The organism is Flagellimonas sp., assembly GCF_965215805.1.
In the GTDB taxonomy this organism is placed as follows: Bacteria; Bacteroidota; Bacteroidia; order Flavobacteriales; family Flavobacteriaceae; genus Flagellimonas.
In genome coordinates this window covers 2,310,553-2,329,407 of the sequence record NZ_OZ244124.1, presented here as the reverse complement: position 1 = coordinate 2,329,407, position 18,855 = coordinate 2,310,553, and the positions used below count along the sequence as shown (strand labels likewise).

Sequence of the window (18,855 nt, the reverse complement as noted above, 5' to 3'; positions counted from 1 at the left end):
TTCAAATCCCAATACAATGAAAAAGAAATCGATTATACAACAATTGATCAGTGGATCTACTTTAATGTCCATGATACTGGCCGGGTTTATTGCATGCAGCTCGGATGCGGAAGATGGCGATGATGGAGAAATTACAACCACTGGAGAACTGCATGCCGCATTTTCAGAGTTTGATGAGGCAAATACAGATATTTATCTGGAGGGAACCAATGTGGTCATAGAGACCAATGGACTCCCAAACCACTCCACGGTGTATTGGGGAGTGGGTCAAGATTTGTATCTGGACGAGCCAGATGTAGAAACCACCCCAAGTATCATCCCCAACTTTAATGGAGAAGCTACTTTAAGGGTTCCCCAAAGTCCGGAACTGGCATCCAGCAGTTCCTCCACCAATATGGGCGCTATAGGGATTGCGGTAAGTGGGGCGGCCATATTTAACGATCAGGAAGGAAGTGGTCCGCTTAACGAAGCAGCCGCATCTTTGGATTATACTGGTGGGCACATTGGCCCTGCCGAATATCACTACCATTTGGAGCCCACTGCTTGGTCCGAAGACGATGACAACCTCATTGGAATTATGGCAGACGGTTTCTTCATTTATGGAAGAAAATGTAATTCCACAGGAGACTATCCTACCGATTTGGATGATTCCGGGGGTCATACCCATACAACTCAGCACAGCTCTGGTGATGAATATCACTATCATATACAGAACGAACTTTACTTGAATGAGTATTATATCATTTTTCCAGGTGATTATCAAGGTAGTCCCAATGCAATTAACTAAGTGTGCCTTTGTTGGGCTGTTATCCATTTTATCCATGGATAGCGGTCCATCTTTTCCTTTGGGAAAAAGTATCCTAATGGAAGGGCAAGAAGTTTTTAAGGAAGAACTGGTCCTCAACCCTTTGGAAGGGGTTTGGTACTATGAAGGTCAACCTTTTACGGGATACGCCTTAAACTACCATCCAAATGGCGTATTGGCAGAACAAATTGGGTATTTCCAAGGAAAGAAAGAGGGAATGGCCAGAAAGTGGTTCAGTTCTGGGATGCTTCGTAGCCAAGGGAATTACGTTAGGAATAGGCTAAACGGAGAATTTAAGTCCTGGTGGCCCAATGGGGTCCTAAGCACCACTTCTCAATATAGGATGGGAGTCAAACATGGGGAGCAGTGCAAATGGTATCCCACAGGACAACTTGCAAGGGTCACCCGTTTGAATTTGGGAAAAGAGGAAGGTCTTCAACAGGCCTGGCTTGCCTCCGGGAAGATCTATGCCAACTACGAGGCCAAAAATGGTCGCTTTTTTGGATTGAAACGCTCAAATCTATGCTATGAACTTAAGGATGAAATCGTTCAGAAATAGCCAAATTTTTATCTTGTTATGTTTGATAGCTATGCTAAGTTATCGATGCAAGGAAAACCATCCGACCAAAAAGGAAAGTAGGGTCGCTATGTTGCCCTATTATGATGACCCTTCATTCACCCCTAAATGGGTCAATTCCAAAAGTGATTCCATAAACGGATTGCATAGGATTCCCAATTTTAAATTGATCAATCAAATGGGAGACACCATTACGGAAAAGACATTTGACAATAAAATCTACGTCACCGATTTTTTCTTTACCTCCTGTCCAGGAATATGCCCCAAGATGACCGAAAACATGAACCTTATCCAAAAAGCATTTAAGGACGATGAAGAGATTCTTTTGTTATCCCATTCCGTTACTCCCCAGCTTGACTCTGTTCCCATCCTAAGGCATTATGCAGAGACCAAAGGTGTTTTGGAAAACAAATGGCATTTGGTCACTGGTGAGCGCAGAGAAATATATAACCTTGGGCGATTTGCCTATTTTGTTGAGGAAGACCTAGGCTTTCAAAAATCCATGGACGAATTTCTCCACACGGAAAACTTTGTTCTCATTGATAAAAAGAGACATATCCGTGGAATCTACAACGGGCTCAACAAAACAGCAATCCATCAGCTTATAGCTGATATCAAGACACTGCAAGAAGAAGAGTAAGCTTACCCTTTAGGATTTTGGCAATTGATACATGCCGTCTTCCAACCTCAAAATATTAAGTGGATTCCCATCCTTTAATTCATCAGGTAGCAGGGAATCCGGGAAACCTTGATAACAAATAGGTCTTGTAAAGCGTGTTATGGCCGCCGTTCCCACCGAGGTCATCCTAGCATCCGATGTTGCTGGGAATGGCCCTCCATGAACCATGGAATGGCATACTTCCACTCCCGTAGGAAAAGAATTGATGAGCAATCGACCCACCTTTCTTTCCAACACCTTGAGTAGATCTGCATATTCCTTCAAGTCTTCATCGGTACCATGCACGGTTGCCGTTAGATGCCCATTGAGATTCTGGGCAATTTCAAGCATTTCTTCTTTATTCTCGGATTTGACCAAAAGCGTGGAAGGTCCAAAAATCTCTTCTTCCATTTCCTTGTCGGCCATAAAATCCGTAGCGGTAGCAGTAAGCACTTCTGCAGTGCCCTGAGCACCCCCATCCGTTTGGCTCCCTTTACCAAGTGATGTCACCTCGTTTTTCGATTTTAAGGTCTCCAAACCGGAAACATAATTTTTTTGAATAGCCTCGGTGAGCATGGTAGCTGATTCTGAAGTTGAAATTTGTTGCTCCAATTCCTTTTCAAAGTTGGCTGCTTCCTCTGATTTAGGCACAATGGTAATTCCAGGGTTGGTACAGAATTGACCTACGCCTAATTGCACCGAACCAGCAAGACCCGCCGCCAAGCTTCCAAAATTCTCTTTCAACGCTCCAGGCAACATAAAAACGGGATTGGAACTTCCCATTTCGGCATATACGGGAATGGGTTCCTCACGTCTGGCAGCTTCGTCAAAAAGTGCCTTTCCACCTCTAAAAGATCCTGTAAAGCCAATGGCTTTGATCAAAGGATGTCTCACTATGGCCTGACCCACAGCAATGGATGCCCCATGTACCAGTGAAAAAACTCCGTTGGGCATGTTGCATAGGCGAGCTGCATTGGCAATGGCCTGTCCCACCAATTCCGAAGTTCCAGGATGCGCGGGATGCGCTTTAACTACTACTGGGCAGCCTGCTGCAAGTGCAGAAGCTGTGTCTCCTCCAGCCACGGAAAAAGCCAAGGGAAAGTTACTGGCACCAAAGACCCCTACAGGTCCGAGGGCTATTTGCATCTGACGGGTATCCGGTTTGGGCACAGGGGTTCTATCGGGATTGGCACGATCTATCCTGGCATCAACCCATGAACCCTCGCGTAATAAACTCGCAAACAATCTCAATTGTCCTGTGGTTCTTCCCAATTCGCCCTTTAACCTACCTTCGGGGAGTCCAGTTTCCAACGTACACCTTTCAACCAGGGAGGCCTCAATTTTGGTAAGTTCAGCGGCGATGGTTTCCAAAAATTCAGCACGGTCCATACCAGATTTTTGTCTGTAAACGTCAAAGGCGGATTCGGCCAATTCCGCTGCCTTGTCCACTTCGGCCTGGGTAGCTTCGGTAAATGCAACTTCCAGTGCATGACCTGTTGCAGGATTGTTGGCGTAAAAAGTAGTTGCGCCTTCTGCCGACTGATGATTTCCAAGGATATTTTTCCCACTCAAATGCATAATTGTCCAGATTATAATTGGTGGCTAAAGGTAGTAGGATCCAAACAAAGGAAAAAGGAAAATAATGTATGGATTAAAGGTGATTTTTTTTGCGTAGATACTCCGCTTTGAAAATAGTTCAAACAAAAAAACGCTCAAGCGAGGATTTCCTTTAAACAATCAACTTTCGATGCGACGGATTGGATATCCTCACAAAGCTCCGCTTTGAAAATTGTTCAAACAAAAAAACGCTCAAGCAAGGACCTCCTTTAAATCAGTGAACTTCGATGCGGCGGATTGGATATCCTCACAAAGCTCCGCTTTGAAAATAGTTCAAACAAAAAAACGCTCAAGCAAGCTTGGCGTTTTTTCTTATCGAACTACTTATTCGTGACCACGGTAGGATTCAAACCTACGACCGCTGGAGCCGAAATCCAGTGCTCTATTCAGCTGAGCTACGTGGCCAATTTATTTTATGAACTCAATTTTGCCTTGACAATACTTGAAATGGTCTTTCCGTCTGCCTGGCCAGCCAATTCCTTGGAAACCATTCCCATCACTTTTCCCATATCTTTCATCCCCTCTGCACCTACCGCATCAATGGTCTGGACAACCACTTTTTCAATTTCCTCTTCAGTCAATTGTTCTGGCAAAAACTTTTCAATAACTGCAACCTGGGCAAGCTCAGGAGCGGCTAAATCATCCCTTCCCTGCTCGGTAAAGATGGTAGCACTGTCCTTGCGCTGTTTTACCAGCTTCTGCACCAATTTAATCTCATCTTCCTCAGAAAGCTCTCCTCCCGCACCTTTATCTGTTTTAGCCAGTAAAATGGCAGATTTTATGGCACGCAATGACTCAAGGGCAACAGCATCTTTTGCCTTCATAGCCGCTTTCATTTCCGTCATGACTTTTTCCTGCAAACCCATTTGAAATTATTTTGGGCTGCGAAGATAAAAAAATAAACCCGAAAGTCTCTTAACCATCGGGCTTATCATTTCCATTTAAAATGGATACAATTTAAACACTACTAATCAACATTATCGTGCAAAAAGGAGTTGTTGGAACGCAACTGCATTTCGTCATTGCTGTCCTCACTCAATGTGGTGCGGGAAACCTTTTGCTCTTTGGGCGTATCTGATAAATCTACCCCCTGCCTTTTGTAGGCTGGCTGCTTCTCTATTTCATCTATGCTGTTTCTATTATTCTGAAACTTATAATTGAAATTTTTCAGTTTTTTTCTACGTTCATCGGCTCTGTCCTTCAGCATATCACTAATGGAACTATTGAACGGGTCTTGGTCCCCAGAGGCGTTATCTCCTGTGGAAGCTTGCGGTTTTATGGTCTTTTTCTCAAAAACCAACTCATTTTCCACCAATTTAGGCTCATGGGTCTCGGCAACTGATTTTGCTCCCGTCAGTTGTGTCTCCAATTCCATGTATTCCTCCAAATCGTATCGAGTTTCACCTTGCTTGTTGTATTCCAGCACTGGCTTTACCTCCACATACTCCTCCACATCAATTTCTTTGATGGTATCGTCATCCAAATCGAAAGTGATGGTATGCTGGGTTTCATCTTCCTCCGACTCAATGGCATTCAATGGCATGTCAAAGGTCAAAGCAAACTGATCTTCCTCCGCTTTTGGCGCCAAAATTTCGGGATCAACAACCTCAATATCATTTAGGATACTTTTGGCTTCAATGATTACAAAATCATCTTCTACGTTCTCAGGAACCACTTCCTCATAGAAAACATTGAAGTTTCTGATGTAGTTGGTGGTCGGAATCAAATCTGATTCCATTTCTTGGGGAACAAATTCAGGTTCGCTGATTTCCTCCTCCATGTCCAAGGTATGTCGCACCACCTCAGGTTCCTTCTTGACCGGAGGTTTTTCCAATTTGATTTCTTGTACGGCTGTTGCTTCAGGGGTCAACTCTTGCTCAGCGGTTTGCTCATCTTCCAAAGTGTAAAACACTTTTTTGCTCTCTGTGTTTACAATATGGTCTTGCTGATCCACATTAAATCCTGTTGCAATAACAGTTACCGCAATGGCATCTCCCAAATTCTCATCTTCCCCTACACCCATGATAATATTGGCGCTATGACCCGCTTCTATCTGGATATAATCATTGATTTCCCCAATTTCATCAATGGTAATTTCTTGCGTTCCGGAAACAATCAGCAACAGTACATTTTTGGCTCCATTGATCTTGTTATCGTTCAACAATGGAGAATCCAGGGCTTTCATAATTGCCTCACTGGCCCTTGCCGACCCAGATGCGGTGGATGAGCCCATGATGGCCGTACCACTATTGGAAAGCACTGTTTTAGCGTCCCTGAGGTCAATGTTTTGGGTGTAATGGTGTGTAATAACTTCGGCAATACCCCTTGCTGCCGTTGCCAATACTTCATCTGCTTTGGAAAAACCTGCCTTGAACCCTAAATTTCCATAAACTTCACGGAGCTTGTTGTTGTTGATCACGATCAACGAATCCACATTGGCCCTTAATTTTTCTATTCCAGCCTGCGCTTGTTTGTTCCGCATGGCTCCTTCAAACTGAAAAGGTATAGTCACGATCCCCACGGTAAGCACGTCCATCTCCCTGGCTACCTTGGCAATGATTGGGGCAGCACCTGTCCCCGTTCCACCGCCCATTCCCGCGGTTATAAATGCCATTTTGGTATTGCTTTCCAGCATACCCTTAACCTCTTCCATGCTTTCCAATGCGGCTTGCTCACCAATTTCGGGATTGGCTCCAGCACCCAATCCTTCCGTTAGGGAAACCCCCAACTGAATCTTATTGGGAATTGGGCTGTTTTGCAGGGCTTGTGCATCTGTGTTGCAAATGACGAAGTCCACTCCGTTGATTCCGGCTTGGAACATGTGATTGATGGCGTTTCCACCACCTCCACCAACGCCGATTACCTTAATTACGTTGCTCTTGTTTTTGGGGAGATCAAAAGCGATGTTGTCAAATTCGGTGCTCTTACTCATGACAGTTGTGTTTCGTTTTAATGGGGTTATTATTCTGCGTTATCCAAAAAGTCCTTCAATTTCTCGGACCATTTGTCAAATATCGATTTGCGTTCTTTATGGGAAGTGCTTCCCGTATGTTCCTGACCTACCAGCACTTTCTCCTCTTCAAGAACTGCCTCTTCTTCAACTATTTGCTGTCGGTGGTTGGTTTCCAGCGCATTCATCAGCAAACCAACAGCAGTGGCATACAATGGGCTGGCAATTTCCTCATCGGAATCGCCGGCCAAATGTTCGTTGGGATACCCAATTCGCGTATCCATTCCTGTGATATATTCAACTAATTGCTTCAAATGTTTTAACTGGCTTCCTCCACCGGTCAAAACTATTCCGGCAATAAGTTTTTTCTTTTGCTCTTCGTGGCCGTAATTTTTTATCTCCACATAAACCTGCTCCACAATTTCCACTACTCTGGCATGGATAATCTTGGAAAGGTTTTTCAGGGTGATTTCCTTAGGTTCGCGCCCTCTTAGTCCAGGAATGGAAACAATTTCATTGTCCTTGTTCTCTCCTGGCCATGCGGATCCAAATTTGATTTTCAAAAGCTCCGCCTGTTTCTCAATTATGGAACAACCTTCCTTGATATCTTCAGTGATTACGTTTCCTCCGAAAGGAATCACAGAGGTATGTCGAATGATACCATCCTTAAAAATGGCCAAATCCGTAGTTCCACCTCCTATATCGATCAAGGCAACCCCTGCTTCCTTTTCTTCCTGACTTAAAACTGCTTCTGCAGAGGCCAAAGGCTCCAAGGTGATGTTGCCCAAATCAAGTCCTGCACTTTTAATGCATCGACCAATATTTTTGATGGAGGATACCTGCCCTACCACTACATGAAAATTGGCTTCCAATCGACCGCCATACATTCCTTTGGGCTCCTTAATCTCGGATTGACCGTCCACTTTATATTCCTGAGGCAATACATGGATGATTTCTTCCCCGGGAAGCATGACCAATTTGTACACTTGGTTGCACAGTTTTTCCAAATCATCATCATCGATGACTTCCTCGGAATTGGGACGGGTGATATAGTCGCTATGTTGAAGGCTTCTTATATGCTGCCCCGCAATGCCTACCACAACCGATCCAATTTTTAGACCCGAATTCAACTCTGCCTGTTCCACCGCTTGCTGGATGGAAGAAATGGTTTGGGTAATGTTATTAACCACCCCACGGTGCACACCCAAACTCTTGGATCTACCGGTTCCTAAAATTTCAATTTTTCCGTAATCATTTTCCCTTCCAATGATCGCTACGATCTTGGTAGTTCCAATGTCCAATCCAACTGAATAATTCCCCTGTTCCATATTTTAAATTTTGGTACAAACCACTTGATTGCTGAATTCTAAACTTACTACTGCATATTTCTCCAAGGATTTATCCTTGGCAGCTTTTGCATAAAAGGCCATAAAATTTTTGAACTTCTCATCGAGATTCTCAACCCCGCCCAAATTCACCACAAAATTCTCCAGTCGGAATTTGAGTTGATATTTCCCTTCTTCCTCGATATGTATTCCGATGACATTTTTCCTTAGAAAATCGTCTTCGTTGATATAATTCAAAATGACATAGGCATCCTCCAAGGTTTTCCCCGTAATCTTCCCTGTAATTATGGGCACCCTTGCGGAATGATGCTTGGACAACGGCATGCGTTCTCCCAAATCATCCAAATAAAATTTGGAGATTCCCTCTACCCTTCCAATTGGTTTTCGCTGAACAATCTTGGATATAAGTTCTCCGTTTACAGTAAGATAGACTTGGGCATTTTTCACCATATCATTGGACCGTAATACCTCCTCTATGGTATTCAAAACTAATTGTTCTTTAGGCCTATTTTTTACGGTGCCATAATTTTGTATTAACAATTTATTAACTGAGGCTTCTGTGAGATATAAGTTGTTGTCTCCCAAAAATTTAATGGAAATGTCGTCTATTCTTTTTTGGTCACTCCTATAATCGGCAAACCCGTAAAGGGCGATAACCATCATACCCAAAAATCCCAGTTTTATGTTGTTCCAGTTAACTCGCATAGGCCAATTCTTTTCTGATTTTGGGAACTTCCAATCCAATGTCACCTGCTCCCATGGTCACCAAAACCCCTGTTTTACTTTGTTTTATCTCATCAATCAAGTTGGCTTTTGAAATCAATTTTTTTCGAGGGTTTTGAATTTTGCCCAATAGCCATTCCGAATTGACTCCAGCAATTGGTTCTTCCCTGGCCGGATAGATTTCCAGCAAGAAAATGATATCGAACTTGGAAAGGCTTTTGGCAAAATCATCTCCAAAATCCTGGGTCCTTGAAAACAAATGGGGCTGGAATATGGCCGTCACTTCTTCCTCTGGATGCATTTCCCGAATGGCATCATAAACCGCATTGATTTCTCTGGGATGATGTGCATAATCGTCAATAAAAACAAAATCCTTTTCCTTAATTTGATATGAAAAGCGCCGCTGCACGCCTTTAAAAGTCCCTAAAGCTTCAGCAAGACGATGCGGAGGGGAACCAGCCTGCATCGCCATTGCAAAAGCAGCTAATCCATTGAGCAAGTTGTGCCTGCCCGGTTTATTGAAACGTACTTGCTTTACCACTTCAGATGGGGTAATCAAGTCAAAAATGTAGGTGCCTCGTTCAATTGAAATATTTTCTATTCTATAGTCTGAATGGTCATCAATACCATAAGTAAATCCATTCAGGGGCAGACCATTTCTAACAAACAAACGACCTCCTGGCTTTATTTTGGCCACAAAATCTTGAAAGGATTTATGTAGTTCCTCCTTGGTTCCGTAGATATCCAAGTGGTCCGCATCCATAGAGGTTACACAGGCCACATTGGGTGATAATTGCAGAAATGACCGGTCAAACTCATCAGCCTCTACCACGGCATGGGAGGTACCCTCCAACACAAAATTGCTGTTGAAATCCTCCGATATCCCACCTAAAAATGCCACCAAGGGAGTGCCTGTCTCTTTGAGCAAGTGGGCCAATATACAGGAGGTAGTAGTTTTCCCATGTGTTCCTGCCACAGCAAAGCAAAAAGTATCCCTGGTGATAATTCCCAGCACCTCCGAGCGCTTTTTCACCTCAAAACCATTTCTTTTGAAATATTGCAATTGCCTATGTGAATTAGGAACGGCAGGAGTATAAACCACTAAGGTGTTTTCAGGATTCTTAAAGAGGTCTGGAATTAAATATACCTCATCCCTAAAAAGGACAAAAATTTCGCTTTCAATCAGTTCATCTGTGATAGGTGATTGTGTTTTGTCATAGCCCATTACTTTCTTGTCAACATACTTGAAATAGCGGGCCAAAGCAGACATTCCAATGCCTCCAATACCAATAAAAAAGACGTTATGTATATCTTTTAAGTTCAAAATCAAGAATCAATTCTAAAATTCATTAGTATCATATGTGTCAAGCAAAAAATTTCAAATCCCAAATCCCAAAAATCCTTTCAACAATTAACTTTTAACTTTTAACAACTTATCAATCTCGTCAACGATATGTTCAGTGGCCTTTGGCAAAGCCAGTTTTTTAATATTCGAGCTTAATTCGGCTTGTTTCTCCTCTGATTCTATTAATTCCCCAAATACGGTTTCAAACTTGGATTCCAATTCGGATTCTCTCAATAACACGGCCGCGTTTTTGGATGTCAATGCCTGTGCGTTTTTGGTTTGGTGATCTTCGGCCACGTTGGGCGACGGGATAAAAATCACAGGTTTGCCCACCAGACACAATTCAGACACGGAACTGGCCCCCGATCGGGAAATAATAAAATCCGCTGCGCTATAGGCATGGTCCATTTTGTTGATGAAGGCCATAACCCTTACGCTATCCGAATCGTATTTTTTGTATTCATCGTGGTACAGTTTCCCGCATTGCCACAACAGCTGCACGTTTTGTTGTTTGAAAAAATCGAGTTGCTGTTCTATCAACTGATTGATGCGTCTAGCACCTAAACTTCCACCAAGAATCAATACTGTTTTTCTTCCTTCATACAAACCGAAGGTTTCCAGCGCCTGTTTTTGTCCTACTTGCAAATTCACCAAATCTTGCCGCACTGGATTTCCCGTTTTTACAATCTTTTCCTTCGGGAAAAACTTTTCCATTCCATCATAGGCCACACAAATACTTTGGGCCTTCCCAGCTAAAATCTTGTTGGTAATTCCTGCATAGGAATTCTGTTCTTGAAGCACACATGGCACCCGGGAACCTGCCGCCACTCGCAATAGCGGTCCGCTTGCAAATCCCCCGGTGCCGATAGCTACATCGGGTTGAAACCTCTTTACTATGTTGCGCGCTCTCAACAAACTACTTATCAGTTTAAAGGGAAACATGAGATTTTTCAATGTCAGTTTCCGTTGTAATCCGCTTATCCACAGCCCTTCTATTTTATAGCCCGCCTGTGGTACTTTTTCCATTTCCATTTTATCCTTGGCCCCCACAAAAAGGAACTCCGCGTTTGGATGCCTTTTTTTAAGCTCGCCAGCTATGGCAATGGCCGGATAAATATGTCCTCCCGTACCTCCCCCAGAAAGTATAAACCTATAGTTGCCCACTTAATACTTCTAAAGGATTGGTTTCATCTATATCATAGGATTCCTCCTCCAAATTTTCATTTTTATTGCTGGCACTCAACACAATTCCAATGGCCATACAGGTCATCCAAATGGAGGTTCCTCCCATACTTATAAGCGGCAAGGGTTGTCCAGTTACGGGAAACAACTGAACCACCACCGCCATATTGATAAAGGCCTGAAAAACGATGGGCAAGCCCACACCTATGACCAAAAGCTTGGAAAAAATGGTCTTGGCCGAATTGGCGACCACCACTATCCGAAACAGCAATAGCAAATAGAAAAACAACAATGCACCCCCGCCCAACAATCCATATTCTTCAATAATGATTGCAAAAATGAAATCCGAGGTGCTTTGGGACAACATGTTCTTGATCACACTTTTTCCAGCTCCTTTCCCAACCACTCCACCTTCCGCAATGGCAATTTTAGCCAAGGTCAATTGGTGCAAATCATCCTTATCCGCTTTTTCGGGACTCCAGAAGGTCTCAATTCTTGATTTCCATGTTGTGGCCCGCTGCCCGGGAATCACTTCAGGGGTTTTGAAGACCACGAACATAAACATGGCTCCCAACACTAACCCAGCACCAACAATACTAAACAGATATTTTAGCGGGTATCCACCCAAAAAACAGAGTACCAATACCATGAAAGAGATGATGGCCGCTGTTGAGAAATTCTCTGGGAGTATTAACAAGACCACTAGGGCAGTTGGTAACCAAAGTGGCAAAATGCTTTCCTTAAATGTGATTACCGTATCCTTGATCTTGGTAAGATATCTGGCCACCCAGATCATCAACACCACGGATGCCAATGTGGAGGTCTGAAAGTTGACTCCCACAAAGGGAATCTTAATCCATCTATTGGCCGTAACGCCCCCAATTTTAGTTTCCACAGTTAGGGTATATGCCAATAGAATGAGAACGATGGGCAATGCTATTATGGAAAGTCCCTTAAAGTAGTGGGTGGGTATTCGGTGAACCGCATAGATAATTCCAAACCCCAAAAACAACAACACCCCATGTTTTACCAAATGTCCAATAGTAGTTCCATCATCATTGACATAGACCAAATTGGTACTGGCGCTGTAAACCGGCAAAAATGAGAAAAGGGCCAGTAGGGCCACGAGTCCCCAAATGGCTTTATCCCCTTTCAGATTTTTAAATACCGATAGCATTTCTATAAATTTTTAATCGCTTTTTTAAATTGATCTCCCCGATCCTCATAGTTTTCAAAAAGGTCGAAGCTGGCACAGGCGGGAGACAGTAATACGGAATCCCCGCGCTCTGAAATTTTATAGGCCACCTTGACCGCTTCTTCCATGGAATAGGTCTCGACCATCAAATCAATGACATTACCAAAGGCTTCCTTGAGTTTGGAATTGTCCATCCCCAAACACACAATGGCCTTTACCTTCTCCCTTACCAAAGGCATTAATTCCGAATAATCGTTGCCTTTATCCACGCCACCCACAATCCAAACAATGGGCTTCTTTATACCATCAAGGGCATAATAGGTAGCATTCACATTGGTTGCCTTGGAATCATTCACATACTCTACATGATTGATTTTCAATACTTTTTCCAATCTATGCGGTACCCCCTGGAAAGACTGGATACTCTTGCGGATAGTTTCCTTTCTCACATTCACCAATAGGGCTGCCAAACCCGCTGCCATGGTGTTTTTTACGTTGTGCTGACCATCCAAGGCCAAAATATCTGTGCTCATTTCCAAGGTTTTATGTTCTACATTCATCTTTATAATATTCTTATCGAGCCAAGCTCCATTTTCCTGTTTTGCCTTTAATGAAAAGGGCAACAATTTGGATTGAACCGGGTTTTGCAAAAGCCATTCACCAATCACTGGATCATCAGCATCATAAATCAGATAATCATTGTGATCTTGATTCATGGCAATCCTAAATTTGGAGGCGATATAGTTTTCAAACTTGTAATCGTACCTATCCAAGTGATCGGGGGTGATATTGGTGATGATGGCAATGTTCGGTTTAAAATCCACGATGCCATCCAATTGGAAACTGCTTATCTCCAACACATAAGAATCCAAATCCTCCTGCGCCACCATTTTAGCATAGCTATCGCCAATGTTTCCTGCCATTCCCACATGCAGACCTTCTTCCTTTAGCAGGTGATAGGTCAACATGGTCGTGGTGGTTTTTCCATTGCTTCCAGTAATTCCTATGAGTTTGGCATCGGTATAGTTTGATGCAAACTCAATTTCAGAAATGACCGGAATCCCTTTATTCACCAATTGCTGAACCAAGAGAACCTTATCCGGAATCCCAGGGCTTTTCATCACCAGGTCAGCATTCAGAATCTTAGCTTCCGTATGCTGTCCCGACTCCCATTCAATCTCAAAATGTTCAAGAACTTTTTTATAATCTTCTTGGATTTTACCTTTGTCCGAAACAAAGACCTCAAATCCTTTTTTTAGTCCCAAAATGGCGGTTCCCACACCGCTTTCTCCCCCACCAAGTACCACCAAGCGTGCCATCTACCGAATCTTCAAGGTGACGATACTCACGATGGCCAGAAATATTCCAATGATCCAAAAGCGGGTTACTATCTTGCTTTCATGGTACATTTTCTTCTGAAAATGATGATGCAACGGAGCCATTAAAAACAATCGTTTGCCTTCACCGTATTTCTTCTTGGTCCTTTTGAAATAGCTCACCTGCAACATTACCGACAAGGTTTCGGCAAAGAAGATCCCACACAAAATGGGAATCAACAATTCCTTTCTTACAATAATGGCGATCACCGCAATAACCCCACCTATGGTCAAACTACCCGTATCTCCCATAAAGACTTGTGCTGGATAAGCGTTATACCATAAAAATCCTATCAGGGCCCCAACAAAGGCCGCGATAAAAATCAAAAGCTCACTTACCCTTGGGATATAGAAAATGTCCAAATAATCCGAAAATTGGATGTTCCCTGACACCCAGGCAAATATCCCAAGTGCCAATGCTATTATTGCCGAAGAACCCGCTGCCAGGCCATCAATCCCATCCGTAAGGTTGGCCCCATTGGAAACTGCGGTAACAATCAAAATCACTACGGGAATAAATATGAGCCAGGCATAACTTTCCATGCCCTCCCCCGTCCAAGAAATCCACTCGGCATAGTCCAGCTCGTTGTTCTTAAAAAAGGGCACATTGGTCATAACGGATTTGGTCTCCTGACCAAAAACGGTTTCAACCTTAAAATTTTCCGTAATTCGGGTGCTATCCTTTTCCTTAATGGTCACTTCCGGATGGAAATACATAATGGAGCCCACGATAAGACCCAATACCACCTGCCCCATAATCTTGAAGCGTCCCTTTAATCCTTGTTTGTCTTTTTTGAAGATCTTGATATAGTCATCCACAAAGCCAATGATGCCCATCCATATGGTAGTTATTACCAATAGGATGACATAGATGTTCTTTATATCGGCAAACAACAAGACCGGAATTAGGGTAGACATAATGATGATCAGTCCTCCCATGGTGGGTGTACCCGCCTTTTGTTGCTGTCCTTCCAGGCCCAAATCACGAATACTTTCCCCTATCTGCTTTTTTTGAAGGAAGAGAATGATTCTTTTACCGTAAACCATGGCTATTAAAAGGGATAAAAGCACGGACATGGCTGCGCGGAAAGTTAGGAACCCAAAGAGTCCTGCTCCGGGCAGTTGGTATTGTTTCTCTAAATAATCAAATAAATAGTACAGCATTCGCTAGATATTAGATGATAGACATGAGACAAAATACATTGGATACACAACGGCTACATGCCAAGTCTAGATTCCTGAATCTTGTCTCTTGTTTCTTGGTTCATCTTTCTTTTCAATATTACTTTCCAAGACCCTCAAGGGCCTCTTTTACTTCTTTAAAATCATCAAAATCCACCCGGACCCCATCCGTTTCCTGATAGGTTTCATGGCCTTTGCCCGCCACAAGAATGATATCGTTGGCCAAAGCCAGTTTGCAAGCTGTCTTAATGGCCTGTTTCCTGTTTTCAATGGACAACACCTTTCTGGTGTTTTGGGGTTCCACCCCTGCCTCCATTTCCTCAATAATTGTGGTTGGGGACTCGGTTCTGGGATTGTCTGATGTAAATATGGCCTGATTGCTCATTTCTGAGGCGATATGACCCATAACCGGACGCTTAGACTTGTCACGATCACCACCACACCCCACTACGGTGATGACGTTTTCATTTCCAGTCCTCAATGCGTTGATGGTAACCAACACATTTTTTAATGCATCCGGCGTATGGGCATAATCAACAATAGCCGTAATTTTCTCTTTCGATATAAAATATTGGAACCTACCGTCAACGTTTTCCAGCTCACTGATAAGTTTCAAGGTTTCCATTTTTTCCAAGCCCAAAAGGTCTGCTGTGGCATAAATTGCCAGTAAGTTATAGGCATTAAAATCGCCTATAAGCTTTGACCACAGTTCATTATCATCAATCTTCAACAACTGCCCATTGAACTGCTTTTCCAAAATTTGGGCCCTATAATCCGCATAGGTTTTTAGGGCATAGGTTTGCTTTCTGGCCTTGGTGTTCTGCAACATTACCTTCCCATTCTTATCATCAAGATTGGTTAAGGCAAAAGCGGATTTTGGGAGGGCATCAAACAACTTCTTTTTGGTATCCCTGTATTCCGCAAAATTCTTGTGGTAGTCCAAATGATCATGGGAGAGATTGGTGAAAATGGCACCTGCAAAGTGTAATCCTTCCGACCGTTTTTGATGTATCCCGTGGGAACTCACTTCCATAAAACAAAACTCCACCCCTTCCTCGTTCATTTGGGCAAGTCGTTGATTAATGGTCAACACATCCGGAGTAGTATGGCTTGTTTTGTATTCCTGGTTATCCACCATAATCTTGATGGTAGAAATCAATCCAACTTTATAGCCTGCCTTTTTGAACAAATTGTACAATAAGGTGCTTACCGTTGTTTTTCCATTGGTACCCGTAATCCCGACCAGTTTTAGGTTTTTGGACGGATTGTCATAAAAATTGGAGGCCAAAACAGCAAGTGCACTGTTACTATCTGCTACTTTCAAATAGGTAACGCCATTGACCAAAATATCCGGAAGTTCTTCACAAACTACAGCTTTTGCACCCAACTCCACCGCTTTCTGAATGTACTTGTGGCCGTCCGTTAGGGTTCCTCTTACAGCCACAAAGACATCATCCATTGCTACCTCTCTGGAATCAAAATGCACGTTATTGATCATAACGTTTGTATCCCCACTTACGGCAGACAGACTTACTCCATATAATATGTCCTTCAACAATTTCATGAAAGTTCCAACACAATTTTTGTAACCTGATTGATATCTGTTCCTTGATTGACCGATTGTTTTTTCACCTTACCGTTACCCCTTACTTCCACTTCCAATCCCAAATTTTCCAGCAGGGATACCGCATCCATTCCACACATACCCTTTACATTGGGCACTCTTGGATGCTCTTTTTGCACATGGGCATAGTATTGCTTATATCTTTCATCCAAAAGCTCTCCGTTGAAAGCTTTACCCTTTACTTCATCCGTAATGGGCGATGTGGCATATATTTTTTGGGCCATGGACTTGAATACGGGACCGGAAACGTCAGCACCGTAGTAACCCACACTCTTATCGGGTTCATGAATGACCACAATGCAGGAATATTTGGGGTTATCCGCTGGGAAATAGCCTGCAAAGGACGAGATATAAGCCAATTTATCCGGGTCCTTGGCCACATAGTTCTTTTGTGTGGTTCCTGTTTTACCGGCCATGGAAAAGTTTTTGGAATACAGTTTATGACCTGTTCCATAATCCTTTTCCACCACTTCCTTCATCAAGTGTTTTACCTTTTTAACCGTTTCCTCCGAACAAATGGATGCATTGGCCACCTCCTTATCAAACCTTTTCAATACTTTGTTCCCTTCTTTTACCGCCTTGATCAATCTTGGTTTTACCATCTCACCATCATTGGCAATGGCATTGTAAAATGCCAGGGTTTGCATGGGCGTAAGTGAAACTTCATAACCATGCGACATCCACCCCAATGAAATACCGGACCAACCTTCATCGCCAGGATAGCGGATCACAGGTTTTCCTTCTCCGATTATGGGTAAATCCAGCTTTTTATGCAGCCCCATGTTCATTAAGCGGTTCACAAATTTTCCCGGAGTTTCCTTGTAGTTTTCATGAATCATTTTGGCAAAAGCCGTATTTGAGGAAACTGCAAATGCTTCTGAAACGGAAATCTTTCCGTAACCGCCCCATTTTGAATCCTTGACCACCCTATCATAGATTCGATACCTTCCTTTTTCCGTATCGATGACCGAACTGGTGTCCACTACTTGATCCTCCAAAGCGGCCACAAGTGACATCAACTTAAAGGTGGAACCAGGCTCATGGGATTCCCCAACAGCGTAGTTGAGTTTTTCATAGTATTTCCCTTCTGATGTCCTCCCCAAATTGGAAATGGCCTTCACCTCTCCCGTCTTTGTTTCCATGACCACCACGCAGCCGTGGTCTGCTTGATACTTTTCCAATTGTGCCAGTAATTCATGGTGCGCAATGTCCTGGATGCTGATATCAATGGTCGATACCACGTCCAAACCATCCTGAGGCTCCACAATATTGTCCAAGCCTACGGGTTTCCATTGTCCCTTGGCTATTTTTTGCTTAAGGCGCTTACCCTCCTTACCTCTCAAATATCGCTCCCCAAAGGCTCCGTCCAAACCAACTCGGGTATAGTATCCATTTTCATCCACGCGTTCATAACCAATGCTTCGAGCCGCCATTTTACCCAGCGGATATTCCCGAACCACTCGATGGGTTTCGATGAAACCACCTTTATAGGGTCCTTTTTCAAAAAGAGGGAATTGTTTGATGCGGACGTAATCCAAGTAATCCACATTGCGGGCCACCAATTTGTAACGATTGCCATTGGCCCTGGCTTTTCTGAACAACTTCCGATAATACGAAGAAGGCCTATTGAACATATTCCCCAAGGAATCGGATAGGGCAGCCACGTTTTCGGTGAAATTTTCTTCGGATACCGTTTTGGCATCAAACCGAATCTCATATTTGGGCACTGAAGCAGCCAACAAACTTCCATCATCCGAATACAGATTGCCCCTGTTTGGCTCTATGGTGAACATTTTTTCGGTCTTATTAAGGGCCAACTCCTTATATTCTTCCCCTTTGACCATTTGGATATCCACCAAACGCACCACCACGGCAATAGCAAATACCAGCAGACATCCTGCGACAAGGTATAGGCGATTCATGATATTTTTTTCGGTGATGGCCATTAATCTTCAGACTTTACTTTGATTTTTTGTGGTGGATTTTTTGATGGCGCCAAACCTTCAACGGCAACGGTCTCCCTTAAAGTGGACTCCAGTTTGAGCTGTTGTACAGTGGAACGGTGCTTGAAGAATTCGCTTTTAAGTTTTCTCACCTCTTCGTTCAAGGCTGCGATTTCATGTACCTTTTTATCGGCGTTGTGGCTACTGGAGATCATCATGGCCGCCAAGAAAGAGGCAAACAACAAAAACATCCAGTTCTTGGGAGCATCCCCACTCACCAAAAACTTTCCTTTTAGTATGTCCAGTAATCCTTTTTTCATTTCTATGTTTCT

General features: G+C 43.2%; 16 protein-coding genes and 1 tRNA gene. 3 read left to right on the top strand and 14 right to left on the bottom strand.

Features of this window, described 5'->3' with window-relative positions:
- The first annotated feature begins 16 nt into the window (after positions 1-16).
- Genes ACOOE0_RS10250 through ACOOE0_RS10240 form a run of 3 tightly spaced genes read left to right on the top strand, consistent with a single transcriptional unit; the run spans position 17 to position 2,022 of the window.
- Entirely contained in the window at positions 17-787 is a 771-nt protein-coding gene (locus ACOOE0_RS10250) for a YHYH protein (RefSeq protein ID WP_420398834.1), read from the top strand.
- Positions 774-1,364 (top strand): toxin-antitoxin system YwqK family antitoxin, encoded by a 591-nt coding sequence (locus tag ACOOE0_RS10245; RefSeq protein WP_420398833.1) that lies wholly within the window; start codon positions 774-776, stop codon positions 1,362-1,364. Before ACOOE0_RS10250 ends, ACOOE0_RS10245 begins: the two co-directional genes overlap by 14 nt.
- Positions 1,365-1,395: 31 nt before the next feature.
- A complete protein-coding gene (locus ACOOE0_RS10240; RefSeq protein WP_420398832.1) occupies positions 1,396-2,022 on the top strand; it encodes an SCO family protein in 627 nt (208 codons plus the stop codon).
- Between the two features lie 9 nt (positions 2,023-2,031).
- On the opposite strand, the gene ACOOE0_RS10235 is transcribed toward ACOOE0_RS10240, so the two are convergent.
- The 14 genes from ACOOE0_RS10235 to ACOOE0_RS10170 form a co-directional block, all read right to left on the bottom strand.
- Positions 2,032-3,618, bottom strand: coding sequence for an aldehyde dehydrogenase (NADP(+)) (locus tag ACOOE0_RS10235; protein WP_420398831.1), 1,587 nt, complete (start codon positions 3,616-3,618; stop codon positions 2,032-2,034).
- A gap of 370 nt (positions 3,619-3,988) precedes the next feature.
- A tRNA-Arg gene (locus ACOOE0_RS10230) sits at positions 3,989-4,062 on the bottom strand.
- Between the two features lie 8 nt (positions 4,063-4,070).
- Entirely contained in the window at positions 4,071-4,523 is a 453-nt protein-coding gene (locus ACOOE0_RS10225) for a GatB/YqeY domain-containing protein (protein ID WP_420398830.1), read from the bottom strand.
- 101 nt (positions 4,524-4,624) lie between these two features.
- Positions 4,625-6,589, bottom strand: a complete 1,965-nt coding sequence (ftsZ, locus tag ACOOE0_RS10220; protein WP_420398829.1) for a cell division protein FtsZ — start codon at positions 6,587-6,589, stop codon at positions 4,625-4,627.
- Positions 6,590-6,618: 29 nt separating this feature from the next.
- Entirely contained in the window at positions 6,619-7,935 is a 1,317-nt protein-coding gene (gene ftsA, locus ACOOE0_RS10215; protein WP_420398828.1) for a cell division protein FtsA, read from the bottom strand.
- Between the two features lie 3 nt (positions 7,936-7,938).
- A complete protein-coding gene (locus ACOOE0_RS10210; protein ID WP_420398827.1) occupies positions 7,939-8,658 on the bottom strand; it encodes a cell division protein FtsQ/DivIB in 720 nt (239 codons plus the stop codon).
- The gene (gene murC / locus ACOOE0_RS10205) at positions 8,648-10,000 is read right to left on the bottom strand and encodes a UDP-N-acetylmuramate--L-alanine ligase (protein ID WP_420402212.1); all 1,353 of its coding nucleotides are present in this window, start codon (positions 9,998-10,000) and stop codon (positions 8,648-8,650) included. Before murC ends, ACOOE0_RS10210 begins: the two co-directional genes overlap by 11 nt.
- An 87-nt stretch (positions 10,001-10,087) precedes the next feature.
- Positions 10,088-11,185, bottom strand: coding sequence for an undecaprenyldiphospho-muramoylpentapeptide beta-N-acetylglucosaminyltransferase (gene murG / locus ACOOE0_RS10200; protein WP_420398826.1), 1,098 nt, complete (start codon positions 11,183-11,185; stop codon positions 10,088-10,090).
- Positions 11,172-12,380: an FtsW/RodA/SpoVE family cell cycle protein gene (locus tag ACOOE0_RS10195; protein WP_420398825.1), complete on the bottom strand. Its 1,209-nt coding sequence runs from the start codon at positions 12,378-12,380 to the stop codon at positions 11,172-11,174. Before ACOOE0_RS10195 ends, murG begins: the two co-directional genes overlap by 14 nt.
- A gap of 2 nt (positions 12,381-12,382) precedes the next feature.
- Positions 12,383-13,717 carry a UDP-N-acetylmuramoyl-L-alanine--D-glutamate ligase gene (gene murD, locus ACOOE0_RS10190; protein ID WP_420398824.1) on the bottom strand — a complete coding sequence of 445 codons (1,335 nt, stop codon included), beginning with the start codon at positions 13,715-13,717 and terminating at the stop codon, positions 12,383-12,385.
- Positions 13,718-14,938, bottom strand: coding sequence for a phospho-N-acetylmuramoyl-pentapeptide-transferase (gene mraY, locus ACOOE0_RS10185; protein ID WP_420398823.1), 1,221 nt, complete (start codon positions 14,936-14,938; stop codon positions 13,718-13,720).
- 118 nt (positions 14,939-15,056) lie between these two features.
- Complete coding sequence (locus ACOOE0_RS10180; RefSeq protein ID WP_420398822.1) at positions 15,057-16,520, bottom strand: UDP-N-acetylmuramoyl-L-alanyl-D-glutamate--2,6-diaminopimelate ligase; 1,464 nt, start codon at positions 16,518-16,520, stop codon at positions 15,057-15,059.
- Positions 16,517-18,526 (bottom strand): penicillin-binding protein, encoded by a 2,010-nt coding sequence (locus ACOOE0_RS10175; protein WP_420398821.1) that lies wholly within the window; start codon positions 18,524-18,526, stop codon positions 16,517-16,519. The genes ACOOE0_RS10180 and ACOOE0_RS10175 overlap by 4 nt, the downstream gene beginning before the upstream one ends.
- A complete protein-coding gene (locus ACOOE0_RS10170; RefSeq protein ID WP_420398820.1) occupies positions 18,526-18,843 on the bottom strand; it encodes an FtsL-like putative cell division protein in 318 nt (105 codons plus the stop codon). Before ACOOE0_RS10170 ends, ACOOE0_RS10175 begins: the two co-directional genes overlap by 1 nt.
- Positions 18,844-18,855 lie beyond the last annotated feature (12 nt).

Excerpts from the sequence above, each read along its gene's own strand:
- ACOOE0_RS10210 (WP_420398827.1), bottom strand. The coding sequence starts at position 8,658 with ATGCGAGTTAACTGGAACAACATAAAACTGGGATTTTTGGGTATGATG.
- ACOOE0_RS10235 (WP_420398831.1), bottom strand. The coding sequence starts at position 3,618 with ATGCATTTGAGTGGGAAAAATATCCTTGGAAATCATCAGTCGGCAGAA.
- ACOOE0_RS10175 (WP_420398821.1), bottom strand. The coding sequence starts at position 18,526 with ATGGCCATCACCGAAAAAAATATCATGAATCGCCTATACCTTGTCGCA.
- ACOOE0_RS10250 (WP_420398834.1), top strand. The coding sequence starts at position 17 with ATGAAAAAGAAATCGATTATACAACAATTGATCAGTGGATCTACTTTA.
- ACOOE0_RS10170 (WP_420398820.1), bottom strand. The coding sequence starts at position 18,843 with ATGAAAAAAGGATTACTGGACATACTAAAAGGAAAGTTTTTGGTGAGT.
- ACOOE0_RS10225 (WP_420398830.1), bottom strand. The coding sequence starts at position 4,523 with ATGGGTTTGCAGGAAAAAGTCATGACGGAAATGAAAGCGGCTATGAAG.
- murD (WP_420398824.1), bottom strand. The coding sequence starts at position 13,717 with ATGGCACGCTTGGTGGTACTTGGTGGGGGAGAAAGCGGTGTGGGAACC.
- mraY (WP_420398823.1), bottom strand. The coding sequence starts at position 14,938 with ATGCTGTACTATTTATTTGATTATTTAGAGAAACAATACCAACTGCCC.
- ftsA (WP_420398828.1), bottom strand. The coding sequence starts at position 7,935 with ATGGAACAGGGGAATTATTCAGTTGGATTGGACATTGGAACTACCAAG.
- ACOOE0_RS10240 (WP_420398832.1), top strand. The coding sequence starts at position 1,396 with ATGCTAAGTTATCGATGCAAGGAAAACCATCCGACCAAAAAGGAAAGT.
- ftsZ (WP_420398829.1), bottom strand. The coding sequence starts at position 6,589 with ATGAGTAAGAGCACCGAATTTGACAACATCGCTTTTGATCTCCCCAAA.
- ACOOE0_RS10245 (WP_420398833.1), top strand. The coding sequence starts at position 774 with ATGCAATTAACTAAGTGTGCCTTTGTTGGGCTGTTATCCATTTTATCC.
- ACOOE0_RS10180 (WP_420398822.1), bottom strand. The coding sequence starts at position 16,520 with ATGAAATTGTTGAAGGACATATTATATGGAGTAAGTCTGTCTGCCGTA.
- ACOOE0_RS10195 (WP_420398825.1), bottom strand. The coding sequence starts at position 12,380 with ATGCTATCGGTATTTAAAAATCTGAAAGGGGATAAAGCCATTTGGGGA.